General features: G+C 38.0%; 13 protein-coding genes and 2 pseudogenes. 10 read left to right on the forward strand and 5 right to left on the reverse strand.

Features of this window, described 5'->3' with window-relative positions:
* The first annotated feature begins 69 nt into the window (after positions 1–69).
* The 6 genes from lgt (at position 70) to CXF58_RS11910 (ending at position 8,086) form a co-directional block, all read left to right on the forward strand.
* Positions 70–954, forward strand: a complete 885-nt coding sequence (gene lgt, locus CXF58_RS11885) for a prolipoprotein diacylglyceryl transferase (protein WP_102077598.1) — start codon at positions 70–72, stop codon at positions 952–954.
* A gap of 142 nt (positions 955–1,096) precedes the next feature.
* Complete coding sequence (gene thyA, locus CXF58_RS11890; RefSeq protein ID WP_267284279.1) at positions 1,097–1,741, forward strand: thymidylate synthase; 645 nt, start codon at positions 1,097–1,099, stop codon at positions 1,739–1,741.
* Positions 1,742–1,783: 42 nt separating this feature from the next.
* Positions 1,784–3,019 (forward strand): tyrosine-type recombinase/integrase, encoded by a 1,236-nt coding sequence (locus tag CXF58_RS11895; RefSeq protein ID WP_102077599.1) that lies wholly within the window; start codon positions 1,784–1,786, stop codon positions 3,017–3,019.
* A complete protein-coding gene (locus CXF58_RS11900) occupies positions 3,016–5,469 on the forward strand; it encodes a tyrosine-type recombinase/integrase (protein ID WP_102077600.1) in 2,454 nt (817 codons plus the stop codon). The genes CXF58_RS11895 and CXF58_RS11900 overlap by 4 nt, the downstream gene beginning before the upstream one ends.
* Positions 5,469–7,577, forward strand: coding sequence for a site-specific integrase (locus CXF58_RS11905; protein ID WP_102077601.1), 2,109 nt, complete (start codon positions 5,469–5,471; stop codon positions 7,575–7,577). The genes CXF58_RS11900 and CXF58_RS11905 overlap by 1 nt, the downstream gene beginning before the upstream one ends.
* Positions 7,574–8,086 carry a hypothetical protein gene (locus tag CXF58_RS11910; protein ID WP_102077602.1) on the forward strand — a complete coding sequence of 171 codons (513 nt, stop codon included), beginning with the start codon at positions 7,574–7,576 and terminating at the stop codon, positions 8,084–8,086. Before CXF58_RS11905 ends, CXF58_RS11910 begins: the two co-directional genes overlap by 4 nt.
* A 171-nt stretch (positions 8,087–8,257) precedes the next feature.
* Here CXF58_RS11910 and CXF58_RS11915 read toward each other — a convergent pair whose 3' ends face one another.
* Complete coding sequence (locus CXF58_RS11915; protein ID WP_102077603.1) at positions 8,258–9,109, reverse strand: thymidylate synthase; 852 nt, start codon at positions 9,107–9,109, stop codon at positions 8,258–8,260.
* Positions 9,110–9,413: 304 nt separating this feature from the next.
* On the opposite strand from CXF58_RS11915, the gene CXF58_RS11920 reads away from it, so the two are divergent.
* Entirely contained in the window at positions 9,414–9,842 is a 429-nt protein-coding gene (locus CXF58_RS11920) for a PaaI family thioesterase (RefSeq protein ID WP_102077604.1), read from the forward strand.
* Positions 9,843–10,084: 242 nt separating this feature from the next.
* Here the strand turns inward: CXF58_RS11920 and CXF58_RS14145 are convergent.
* From CXF58_RS14145 to CXF58_RS11930, 4 genes and pseudogenes are all read right to left on the reverse strand, one after another.
* Positions 10,085–10,342, reverse strand: a pseudogene (locus CXF58_RS14145) (PPC domain-containing protein); the annotation flags it as partial.
* Between the two features lie 59 nt (positions 10,343–10,401).
* A complete protein-coding gene (locus CXF58_RS14245) occupies positions 10,402–10,626 on the reverse strand; it encodes a TdeIII family type II restriction endonuclease (RefSeq protein ID WP_102077605.1) in 225 nt (74 codons plus the stop codon).
* A 17-nt stretch (positions 10,627–10,643) separates the two neighbouring features.
* The gene (locus CXF58_RS14100; protein ID WP_256713876.1) at positions 10,644–10,769 is read right to left on the reverse strand and encodes a hypothetical protein; all 126 of its coding nucleotides are present in this window, start codon (positions 10,767–10,769) and stop codon (positions 10,644–10,646) included.
* A gap of 99 nt (positions 10,770–10,868) precedes the next feature.
* Positions 10,869–11,699: a cation efflux transmembrane domain-containing protein gene (locus CXF58_RS11930; protein WP_087814222.1), complete on the reverse strand. Its 831-nt coding sequence runs from the start codon at positions 11,697–11,699 to the stop codon at positions 10,869–10,871.
* Positions 11,700–11,781: 82 nt separating this feature from the next.
* Here CXF58_RS11930 and CXF58_RS14250 point away from each other — a divergent pair, with 82 nt between their 5' ends.
* From CXF58_RS14250 to CXF58_RS11940, 3 genes and pseudogenes are all read left to right on the forward strand, one after another.
* Positions 11,782–11,892, forward strand: a complete 111-nt coding sequence (locus tag CXF58_RS14250; protein WP_416375581.1) for a transposase-like zinc-binding domain-containing protein — start codon at positions 11,782–11,784, stop codon at positions 11,890–11,892.
* Positions 11,879–12,025, forward strand: a pseudogene (locus CXF58_RS14255) (IS1 family transposase); the annotation flags it as partial. The gene CXF58_RS14250 and the pseudogene CXF58_RS14255, both read left to right, overlap by 14 nt.
* Positions 12,026–12,243: 218 nt before the next feature.
* Positions 12,244–12,891, forward strand: a 648-nt coding sequence (locus CXF58_RS11940; protein ID WP_180952583.1) for an alcohol dehydrogenase catalytic domain-containing protein, incomplete at its 3' end; no start/stop codon positions are given.

Genomic DNA, 12,891 nt, shown 5'->3' on the forward strand with positions numbered 1-12,891 from the left:
CATAGTATTCGCAACGGATGAATTTTGCTATTATGGGCCACATTCCATTATCAATAATATGATGCCTTTATGATGATTCATCCTCAGTTCGACCCCGTAGCGCTGTCCTTGGGGCCAGTAGAAGTGCACTGGTATGGTTTAATGTACTTATTGGCCTTTGCCGCCGCTTATGGTCTTGCATGGTATCGCAGTAGCAAACGCGATGGCTGGACCACCGATATGGTGTCTGATTTGGTCTTTTTTGGTGCCCTTGGTGTCATTTTGGGTGGCCGTATCGGCTATGTATTGTTTTATCAATTTGGTGAATTGCTACAAAATCCTGCGTATCTGTTTAGGGTATGGGAAGGCGGCATGTCGTTTCACGGCGGCATGATTGGTGTTTTGTTAGGCATGTTATATTTTGCCCGTAAATATAAAAAGACCCCTTTTCAGGTGCTCGATTTTATTATTCCCTGTGTACCAACGGGTCTGCTGTTTGGGCGTATCGGCAACTACATCAACGGCGAGCTTTGGGGACGCGTTTCAGACGGTGGCTATAATTGGCTGACTTACTTTCCGCAAGCCGCAGCATTTGATGCGCAGCAATTACAAACCAACCCTAAATTACAATCGTTAATGCTTGAGGTCAATGGGCAGTATTTATTGCCGCGTCACCCATCGCAGCTCTACGAAGCCCTAGCTGAAGGTCTGCTGCTCTTTATCTTTTTATGGTGGTATTCCTCAAAGCCGCGTCCACGTATGGCCGTCTCTGCCTTATTTTTATTAGGTTACGGTATTAGCCGCTTTATCATCGAGTTTTTCCGTCAGCCAGATGTTGACCAAGGATTTATTTTACTCGGCTGGATGACCAAAGGCCAAATACTGAGCGCGCCAATGATTATTATTGGTCTCATCATGCTGATTTATGCTTATAAGCGTGGCATCTATGATTGGGGTAAGCAGTCGGCTTATTAAGCCTTATTGAGTATCCACTACCCTATTAAAGACTATAGTGAGCATGATATTAAGGACCAGATTTTTAATAACGATGTTTTTAAAAACTGTATTTTAAGAAATAATTTAAAGAAACGTTTTAACAGCGTAAAAGAGTACCTTTATGACCAGTAGTTACCATAACAGTAAAAATGAGCAAGCCTATTTAGACTTGCTAAAACATGTCATGACGAATGGCACTGAAAAAGGCGATCGTACTGGCACTGGTACGCTAAGCCACTTTGGTGCGCAGCTACGTTTTGACTTAGCCGATGGATTTCCCTTATTAACCACCAAAAAAGTCCATTTTAAATCGATCGTTTATGAGCTCTTTTGGTTTTTAAGTGGCAGTACCCACGTTGATTATCTGCAAGAAAATAACGTGCGTATCTGGAACGAATGGGCGACCGCTGACCAAACCGCGCGCTTTAACCGTCCTGCTGGCGACTTGGGTCCCATTTATGGTCATCAATGGCGCAATTATGGCGCCACCAAGCGGAAAGACGGCAGTTATGAGAACGATGGCGTCGATCAAATCACTGACGTGATTGAACAAATAAAGACCAATCCCAACTCGCGCCGCTTAATCGTCTCTGGTTGGAATCCAAAGGAAGCCGATCAAGTTGCCCTGCCGCCTTGCCATACCTTATTTCAGTTCTTTGTCGCAGACAATAAACTGTCCTGCCAGCTTTATCAGCGCTCAGCGGATTTATTCCTATTATACCCCCATAACAATAATGCACAATACGGAGTAATAGATCGTATATAATGCAATACATAACTTAGTCTATGTATTGAGATAGTGATTATTATGGATGTTAAAGTTTGTTTTGATACAAAGTTAGATTTATCTAAGTCTTGTTTACTCAATGAGATTCCAAATTTATCATTGAACAAAACCGTAACAGTGAATGGTGTTGGAGTATTTGATGATGATGGCAAGATCCTTCCTCTTGTTTCTGAGTATTTGTCGTATCGAACCAAACATCAAATAATCTCTTATAAATCAGCAGTTACTTATGGTAGAAACCTAAGCTACTTCTTAAGTTATATTCGTAGTCGTCCAGATTATGATGACAGTGAATCTGATGAAGTATTTATTACAGTTCCAAAATACGTAATTCAAGAATACCTGACATTTTTAATCCGTGAAGACCATAAGAACTCATCTACTGTTAGAAGTCGAGATGAGACAATACATGCCTTCATCGAATACCTTTGTAGCCCTACAGAAGACCGTGATAAGCTTAGACAAGATAACCCATATAGCGATGGCTTGCTATCAAAACCACCAAAGCGCACACCGATTAGCTCTTGCACACTTGATGACCTTTTCATATTGATTGAATTTACTGATTCAGAACGAGAAAGAGCTTTACTCCAGTTTTTATACGACTCTGGCTTACGTCGTTCAGAACTACCTAGAGTTACTCTTCAAGACTTTAAAGATATTACTAGCCTTAATTCTGAAAAATATATTTCCCGCGATACTGACCTGCCTATTCATCCCGACTATGTATCTTTGAAAGTTAAAGGAAGTAAGGGCCGTGGTAATCAAATTAAGCCACGCTGGACTTTGCTTAGCTTAGTAACTATCAAACGTGTGGAAAAATACCACGCATCTCCCTTGTATAAAAAATACGCTCGTAAATATTTAAAGCCGTCTGAAACACCAGCGTTCCTTAATGCTGAAGGCACTCCTTACACCCCAAATTCAATCAGTAAGCTACTTGAACGTATAAGTAAACGCGCAATCAAACACGGTCGACTCAATCGACTGATTTCTCCCCACAAGCTACGGCATGGCAACGCTTATTCAATACTACAGTCAAAGGATTTAGGGTCTAACTATGTAGATCGGCTTGCTATTGTGCAGAATTGCTTAGGCCACAACCATCTTAGTACTACACAGATATACACTAATATCCCTCAAGATATCTACAAGAGCATGTGTGACGAGAATGGTGATACATTAACCAAAGCTGAGAAAATGAAGCGCTTATCTGAACAGACACAGTTAAGAATTGGCATTAAGGACATCAAATGAAAAACATTGGAATAACCATTGATGAGATTCATGAGGATTTTCCTGAGCCAGGAACTTTAGGTACAGACTTTAAGAACGTTGAAGAAAAACAACCGATTAAAGACGCCGAAGCAGCTGTTATAGAATGGGTATCGAAAACAGCTGGAGATAAAGAATCACTATGGGAAATACCAATTAGTAAAGCGGATAATACTTTAGGCTTCAGTGTAGCTGTTAAGCATATTCAGAGTGCTGTAGGTGTCTCATACTCTGTTGCACAAAAATATAGGGGTCTTACTACTCCTTTAATTGAAAGGATGATCGAAGAAGGTATTCTAGTAATACCAAGTGAAAGCTACGAAGCGGCTGGCATCGAAAACACTAGAAAACTTTTGAATTGGTACAGAAAGCTAACTGTAGAGGAAAAGCACACTTTACCTATTTTCGGCAACAAAATTTCGATAGGAAAAATGTCTCCAGAACAACTACCTATAAAAAAAGGATCCTTAGAATTTAATGTTGTTAAAGATGCTTGGGAATTTATTCACAAAGACTTAGAAAAAATTGGAATTATTGATGCGAATTATAAAAGCGTTGCTGAAAGAACAAGCGAAGCGAATGTCAATAGAAGAAATCATAGTGAAAGTCAGATAGAGCGTTTTCATAGACTCGCAGCAAGAGAGCTAAATGCAGCTGATGACTTCTTCCCTCCTTCAAAATTAGAACCGTTTATTCAGGTTGAGCAACTGTTTGCTTGTAGTAGCAAAACTGTCTCTTCAAAATCAGGCAAGAGTAATTATAGAGTTGCGAGTAGTTCATTTATAGAGTTCTTATCTAAACTGTATGGAAATAAACCCTTTAGAATCGTAACAACTTTTGATGAATACCTATTATCTAGATATCGGAAATATTTAGAGGGCAAGGTAATAAATAAAGAAATATCAAGTCATCATGCAAATACAGTTTTGAGTTCAGTCCGTATAACATTGAATCGGCTGACTCAAGTACGCGATATAGAATATAGCTTTTTCAATATAAATGGATTTGCTACAACTAGAGAAACAGATGTTAAAAAGCCATTTACAATGAACGAGCGGCTTCAAATATTAGATGCTATTGAAAAAGGATTGAGCGAATCTAGAAAAGCCCTCAAACCTTATAAGAAAACGGGTTTAGGCAGCAATCCTTTGGACGAAAAGGGTTCAGTCATTAGAGGCCTTTCGACACTAGAGAATGCGCGATGGCTCTTTGAAAACCGCTTAATGTGTAAGCCAGTTCATTACAATACAGCTAAATCACCTATTGAGAAGTCTTTCTTAAGAATTATTAATGATTCAGATAAGGGTTTGATAGAGGTATACAACGACTGGGGCATTACCCCAATGATAAATATGGATACACTAACGCCTTACGTTTTAAGGCTTGCTCAAATTACTGGTTTAAATGCAAATCCTTTACTTTCTCTTGATATAAACGATTATGTAGATTCCCATCCGGCAACATCGCGGCCTTGTCTTAGATATTGGAAAGAAAGGTCTGATGGTCATAAAGAATACCACCTTGATCTTTTCAATGCAGAACTGACATGGCTTACATCATCTCAAGCTCAGTCGATAAAAGTTATTTTTGAAGAGTTGGAGAAATTAACTGGTAGTTTTCGACAAGATATTGAAGATGATGCCTTTAAAGATAGGTTGTTCATCTATCAGTCGAATAGTACAAAAAAGCACGGCAGAGTATCTCCACTATTAGGAAACAAAGAAAAAAATGCAGAAGCATTGGGAGCTAGTTTGTCCAGGTTTGTTAAGAAATATAATTTAAAAAATGATGCAGGAGACCCCCTAACTCTTACAATAAGTCGGTTCAGACCAACATTTGTTAGTGAGATGCTTAGAAATGGCGTAACTGTACGTGAGATTCAGCTCATGTTGGGCCACTCCTCACTCCAAACAACTCTCGGTTATATAGATTCTCTAGATTTTAACTCCATGAGTAGAATGAAGATAAATGATAAATTAGAGGAGATACATCAATCGACTTTGGATAAACAAGTTGAGAAAGTGCCAGAAGATATAAAGTCCAAAAAAAATGATGAATTGGTAACAACCTTTCATACTCCTCTAGCTGAATGCAGAAATATTTTTGACCCGCCAGATTTTGTAAAAAATCTTTCATCCTACATACCTGGTACTCCATGCTCACAATACAATAAATGTTTGGGTTGTGACAATGTCATTATTACAGCTAAGAATCTTCCTGAAATTTTTGCAATGAAGCGTGACTATACGCTTTTGAAAGAGCACTCTCGTGTCATGGATACACCCTATGGGCATGTTATTTCAGAGAATTTAGAGCTGATAAAAGGCATCACAGAACCAGAACTATCTAATTTTTCCTTAGAAGAATTAGAAAATGGGCGGCGTTTAGCAGAATACATTGAAACGACCACACTAGTTGATGGAGTAATCTAATGGACTATGAAAAAAAGCTAAATGTATTAGCAGGCTTTGCAGAACATCGTTTATATGTCTTAGATGCTCTAGACCATGCTACAGTTCAAAAGAAGAAACACCTTCAAAATAATTACACAGATGACATAGAGTATGTGACGTACCTTATGGACAAACCTGTATCGAAATTATCAAAGTTTTCTGACATGTGTTGGAATTTTAATAACGACTATCCTAATGCTGCACAAAATGTCCAGGGAGCAAAGCTCCGCATTAATTTTTCAAAGTATACAGAGATCCCAATATTCGTTTTAACAGAAATTAAAGTTATATTGGAGTTGGCTCTGCTAAACAATTCGATTTTCAAGCCTCAGGAAAAAAAGGGGAAAAGCCGAATAAAAAAAGTCTTAAAAGCAAACTCTTTAATTACAATTTTTGAAAATGGATTAACGTTTATTAATGAAATATTTAAACAGGCATCTCATGAGCTAGGCTATGAGTTTGTTCAGGAAAAAATCAGAACACTCTCCGATATAACACCCGAACTGTATTCCAAAGCTGCTGAGAACTATGATCGCGTAAAAGGTGTAGAGCTAGATAAATTTTTCAAATATCTACGCAGCCCGGCTTCTGTCAAGTATGTATTTGAAAAGCCTGTTGCTTATGTAGAGTTAAATAGCCTGAAATGGAAGAGACTTGCTAATACTAATACTTCGAAAAAAGAACAAGTACTGCCAGATCTGGTATTTGAATCTCTATCGAAAATAGCTTCCTTTATCATAGTTGACTTTTTAAGTGCTATAGGAGCTAAAGAAAAAATATCTGATGTCCACTCTTTAGAGCGCTTCAATACAAGCGACTATTTGTCATGGGCTAAGCAAGAACAAGTCACTCATGAAATTCTAAATGGGTATATTGCTATGAGACTAGGAACTAAAGGCTATCCCTCAAGTTTCATTACAAATATAATTGAACCCCATGATTGGATGCTAAAAAAAGACTCTAGTGTCATGGGTGGACTAACTTTACGTAAAGCATTGAAAAAACGTGGTTATAAGTTAGATAATCTTAGAGAATACTTTAACCTCGTAGCGTATGCATGCACATATTTAGTAGGCCAGTATACAGGTATGAGACCATCTGAACTATCAGAAATAAGAGTTCAAGATTGTTCGTGCTTAGTTCAAGATGACGGCGTTTGGCTTATTGAAAGTACTGTCAAGAAACATAAAGATGAAATTAGTACAGGCTTGTTTGACGATAGATGGGTAGCTATACCTATTGTTAAAGATGCAATATTAGCAGCATCGTATATTTCAAAAATTAAAGTTTCACCTTACTTAATTTCTAATGTAGATACTGTTAAACCAGGTAGTTCCCCTCAGTCGATGGCTAGTAAGGGTATTACACATCAAATGAATAGTTTTATAGGCCAACTGTTAGGCAAAAACATTGCTGATGAACTGAAGTTTAATCCTTACATGCTAAGACACACATTAACATATCAATTGTTTAAGGCTGAAGTTGGATTGCCTCTTATATCGTTTCAATTGAAACATTTTGTAGAGAGCATCTCTAAGTACACATCTACTGGCGCTACCTCGTCAGTTACGTTAGGCTACGGTGATATAGGTGAGATGCTGTCAAAAGACGGTAACCGAAAAGGTGATACGAAATCACTGCGCCGAGCAGCTGAATTAGATGCTATTAAAACTGCCCATAATCCAAATGGTACATATTATGGTGGTAAAGCGAGTGAGCATAAAAAAGGTCTGATCAAGACGTTTAATGGATATATGGCTGAAGGATACACAGAGGATGAGATTTATGAGGCTATGGTAGATCAAGGGGTTGCCATGGTCTATATGGGACAAGGGCTTTGCTATGGTGGTAGAGCAGAAGAGTATGACTCAAGCCTACCATGTATTGGTTCGCTACGTTGTAACCCTGCTCGATGCAAACAAGCCGTTGTAACTACCAAGCATGCTCCTAAATGGCGTGAAGTTTACATGTTAAATAAGAACAACCTCAATAAACCAGAATATTTGGAGTCTCGTGAGCAAATTCTAGCAGCAATGAACGAGGCCAAAATGGTATTGGAAAATCTTGGTGAGGCAATCGAACTATGAGTAATGAAGCTTATGATCAAAAAAATAATGATGACTATGAAGCAATAACTTCTGCTCTAAATATTGCCCTAATAGATCTTCAAAATAATAAAAAACTAAAACCCACTATAGCGCAACTTTCAAAGATGACTGGTATTCATCGAAATACTATTACAAACCGTGGTTGGCCTGTCCAAAAGCTAAATCAGCTCAAAGATATCAGAAAAGCTGAAGAGAAATCGCGTAAAGAAAAAAAAGCTATAGATAACGCTGATGTTAAGAATGTGCTTGAAGCAAAGATGATTCAAGCACAAAATGAGGTTATCTACTGGTTTAATGAATATCAAGATATAAAAAGAGTCGCTCAACACTCAGATAAACGGTTACAAAAAATGAAAGAGTCACGAGATTATTATAAAAAACAATCTGATACAGATAAAAGGTCGTTATTAGAAGCTAGACAGGAGATTAAAAAACTGAGACAAATGTTAGCTTTAAAAGATGCAACACCGAACCAGCTGATGCACTAATCTATCGAAAACTACCTATGCTATAAAAAGTATAAACTTAATTTCCTTGTACTTAAAGGCTAGTAAGAGCCTAGCCAACAAATATATACCTTATAGCATAAATCACATATATTAATACTTTATGCCTAACAGAAATTTATCATCTTTCTAAAATTTTAATCTATATTTGTATCAAACTGAGAATGGATACGCGATAGACTCATGATACTGGTACCCTTCCACTTCAAAATCGTCCAATGTTACCCATGTCTCAATATCTTCGAGAGACTTAATTTCAGGGTTAATGTGAAGTTTAGGGGCTGGATACGGTTCGCGTTTTAATTGCACATCACGCATTAACTCTAATTGGTCTTCATATATATGTGCATTTACAATCTTGTGATAAGCTTTTCCAGCCTCATGCCCCGTAATTTGAGCCATTAAAGCCAATAAAGTAAAAACCTGGACTTGATTGAAATTTTGACCTAATGGCACATCACAGGAACGTTGGGATGAAGTTAGATATAGCTTTCCTCCTAACAATGAAAACGTATGGGTATGCATACAAGGACGCAAACATCCCATATGAAACTCACCTGGATTATAGAAAGTTAGGATTTCACCTCGATCATCAATACCATTCCGCAAGTTATCATAAATCTTACGAAGCTGGTCAAACTCCTCTCCTACTGAATTACGCCACCTGCGGCCCTGTACACCATATACTCGGCCCATATCATCCTCACCTTTACGATAAGGATTAGCTAACCAAGCTTCATTTTCATTGGCATTGGCACTCCATGTATTGCATCCAATAGCTCGAAACTGAGCTGCGCTATCATAACCACGTAGATACCCCAATAACTCTGCTATAGCCGTTTTCCAATAGCTTTTTCGAGTAGTCACTAAAGGAAACTCATTAGCGCCTACGTTGTATTCTAAATCAGCATTAATAACGGTTAAGCAACGCTTTCCAGTCCGTTCATTTTCGACCCACACGCCTTCATCAACTATACGTTGACATAAATCTAGATATTGTTTCATTCAATAACCTTAATTGGACTGTATACTTTTCTCGTGAGGTAATTTCTTATTGCCCGTGATCACAACACGTTTTACCTCATGATTTCATTGAGCATTATAAAGTTTAAAGGCTTGAATGTACAAACCTGTTCGTACAGACTCACTGACTCAATAACCTATCAATAGACTATACATCTCAGCAAACCGTCAAGGACTTTAAAACTAGTGCTCTGAACTAAAACGGCTCTATAACTTTTTATCGTAGTAAGGTGGAAAATTAGGATAGAATAGAGGTGCCAATAACAGTTAGATTAAAGGAAGCCCTATGTCAGCAACCAAGGAAGAGATAGCTGAGTTCATGAAGTCTGAGTTCCCTCAAGCAAAGTACAAGATTGAGGCAGTAAATAGCAGTGGGTCAATTTTATCCCATGATATCAGTTTAGATGATTTAAGACCTGGAGGTACTGTATCGGGACCTGTAATGATGGGAATTGCTGATGTGGCTCTTTATGTGGCTATCTTAGGTAGAATTGGCATAGTACCATTAGCAGTAACCACGAGTCTAACTATCAACTTTTTACGTAAACCAACTGCAAAATCACTCATTATTGCTGAGTGCAAACTGCTAAAAATTGGAAGAAGTCTAGTCGTAGGTGAGGTTTCTTTATACTCAGATGGATCTGACGAATTAGTTGCCCATGTTGTGGGAACCTACTCAGTACCACCAACCAAGAACAAGTCTGAAAATATGTAAAAGATATCAACTTAAAGCCCTTTGCTCAAATCCTAGTGAAATAGATCAGGCTTCTTTACTGGTAATAGTTCTCTAGTGAGGACTTGAATCTTTGGCTGTGGGCTAAGAAATAGTCCCAGTGTACTTACCATACAAATTTTATTTGTGATCGGTGCGCTACACAGACTGTAATACTCAGCATGAGTATTACAGTCTGTGTATGTGATAGCGTAGGTCAGCATTATAATATTAAGCTTATATAACTATAAAATAGATACTTCTAGCCAATACGCAGGTGTTTTCCCTCTAGAAGCTTGAGAACGTGGCTGAAGAATACGCAATTCATATTTACCTGAATATGGGAGCGTGTAATAACCTTGATCGTCCACTTCAGGTGCATACTCTCCTACGTCGACAGAATCTGATAGATTCTTATTAAATAAATAAGTATCTACGTTCCCTCCCGTTGTTTTAACAGAAAGCCTTTGGTTTTTTTTAGCGTAAAATGTATAGGAATCATAGAGCCTTTCCTAAATTTCGTGTAAGTACTTCTACAATCTAAATGATAGTTACACACTTTTTAGGAAAGGCTCTTTAAAGCCTTCTCGATATCTTCTTTAGACTCAGCACCGACCTCTCTAAAAATATCAACCATATCATTGAGTGAAAATTGACCACCTGACACAAGCTGCCATAATTCGTCACCTACTAACAGATCTTGGCGGTCATAAAAGTTGCCCCAACGCTTATAATTATTATCCGTTCTCGACTCAGGGTTATAAGGAATGGCGATGTAGGTTTGAATTTTATTAGTGTCCTAAATTAGTTGACCACCACCAGATTCTTATCAAAGACTTCATCATCTATTATTCGCCAAACGGCAACTTGCTGATGGTCTTTGGTGGTGACTAGATTTAAAGTTTGTTCAATCATTGCTTGAGGTCTCATATCCTTATGATGTTTATTTGCTTCAAACCCAGTTACTTTACACTTACCGGTTTAATTAAGCTACTTACTTGAGCTATTTGCTTCAGTTATTAGGCTTGGCTACTTACTCAACTTCAATATTCTAAAGGCGCCCTGAATAACTAAAGCAAATACGATGCTACCAATAATCAAATCAGGCGTACTAGAGTGTAACCAATTAACCAAAATTCCTGCAACAATTACCCCTAAATTGATAATCACATCGTTTGAAGTGAAAATCATACTGGCTTGCATATGGGCTTCTTCTTTGCTTTTCGATTTTTGTAGTAAATAGAGGCAAATCGAGTTTGCAATTAGCGCAAGAATCGATATGACTATCATGGTAGAAAAGTCAGGTAACTGCTCATTGCCAAAGAAACGTCTTAGTACTTCTAAAAAACCAAGAATCGCTAGCGTAATTTGAAAATATCCGGCAATTCTAGCAATCCGTTTTTTCTTAATGACCGTTCCACCGACCGCAAATAAGCTAATTCCGTACACGAAGCTATCTGCTAACATATCTAAGCTGTCGGCGACCAACCCCATCGAACGAGAAATCAGTCCCGTGCTCATTTCAATAATAAAGAAAGCAAAGTTAATGACCAGCACTATCCATAGTAGCTTTCTTTGCTCAGCATCTTTTTTGTGACTAGAGTCAGCATCAATTTTAAAATTATTGTTGGGATCAGAGGGGTCAATGGTTTCGGTCGAGAGTAGGGTGTCTCCTAATTTTAGGTCATGAATAGCAGTCTCTATCCCTTCTATATTGTCATGATGAAACACAGTTAATTGACGGTTAGGAATGTCGAACTCAAGATGTTCAATATTCGAGTGGCCCTCTAATTTCATTCGGATTAGGTTTTCCTCCGAAGGGCAGTCCATCTTCGATATTTTAAAAGTTGTTTTATTCATAGCTACATTTATATCCGGGTGGTGGTTCAAAAAGTAGGCTGGAAAAAAACAGGCTGAGAAATTGATAAATAGTGAAATGCAAATGACACTATACATCAAATGCCCAGCCTGTCTAAGTGACAATATAAAGAAAAATGGTTTCAAAAGCTATGGTAAGCGAAACTATAAATACAAAGACTACAAAAGGCATTGAAGGTAATAATTGCACTATCAGACATCGAGTAAGGCGAGCATTTAGGCGAAGTTGTAACTTTTCTAAAAAGCTGGAAAATCACTTTAAAGCCTTTGATTTAGCTTTCTTTTACATCAATCATGGGTATGTCTAATGTTAGCCTACTTTTTGAACCACCACCCAATTTTTTACTTACAACACGCAACCTTTTTAACACACGTTAATTATAAATCTCGATTTTCAAGGTGCTAATATAATTGAGTAATACTTAACTTAGTTAACATAAACCACTGATTCTAATAACTTTCATCTTGTATTATCACAGATTATTGTTTATCGAGATTCTGCAAGCTTTACTTAATTGGAGAAATTATGCGTGCTTTAACCTACCACGGTGCTAAAGATGTGCGAGTGGACAATGTCCCAGAGCCTAAACTGCAAGAAAAAGATGATGTTATTTTACGTGTGACTGCAACTGCAATTTGTGGCTCAGATTTACACTTATATCGTGGCAAAATACCTGCAACCGAGGAAGGCGATATCTTCGGTCATGAGTTTATGGGTGTGGTTGAAGAAGTAGGCCCTGAAGTCACTGCTGTTAAAAAAGGCGACAGAGTTGTTATTCCTTTTGTTATTGCATGTGGTAACTGCTTTTTCTGTCAGCATGACCTAATGTCTGCTTGTGAGACTACAAATACAGGCCCAGGCGCTGCTCTTAATAAAAAAATAATTCCGCCACCGGCTGCTTTATTTGGTTTTAGCCATTTATATGGTGGGATTCCTGGTGGACAAGCAGAATTTGTACGGGTTCCTAAAGGTAATTTTAATCCGTTCAAAGTACCTGGCTCACTGTCAGATGAGAAGGTTTTATTTTTATCAGATATTTTACCGACTGCTTGGCAGGCCGTGACTAATGCCAATATTACTAAAGGTTCAACCGTAGCTATTTATGGTGCGGGTCCTGTTGGGTTATTATCAGCAGCTTGTGCCAAAATGTTAGGCGCTGAGCAGATCTTCGTG

Source organism: Psychrobacter sp. Sarcosine-02u-2 (assembly GCF_002836335.1).
Lineage (GTDB): Bacteria > Pseudomonadota > Gammaproteobacteria > Pseudomonadales > Moraxellaceae > Psychrobacter > Psychrobacter faecalis.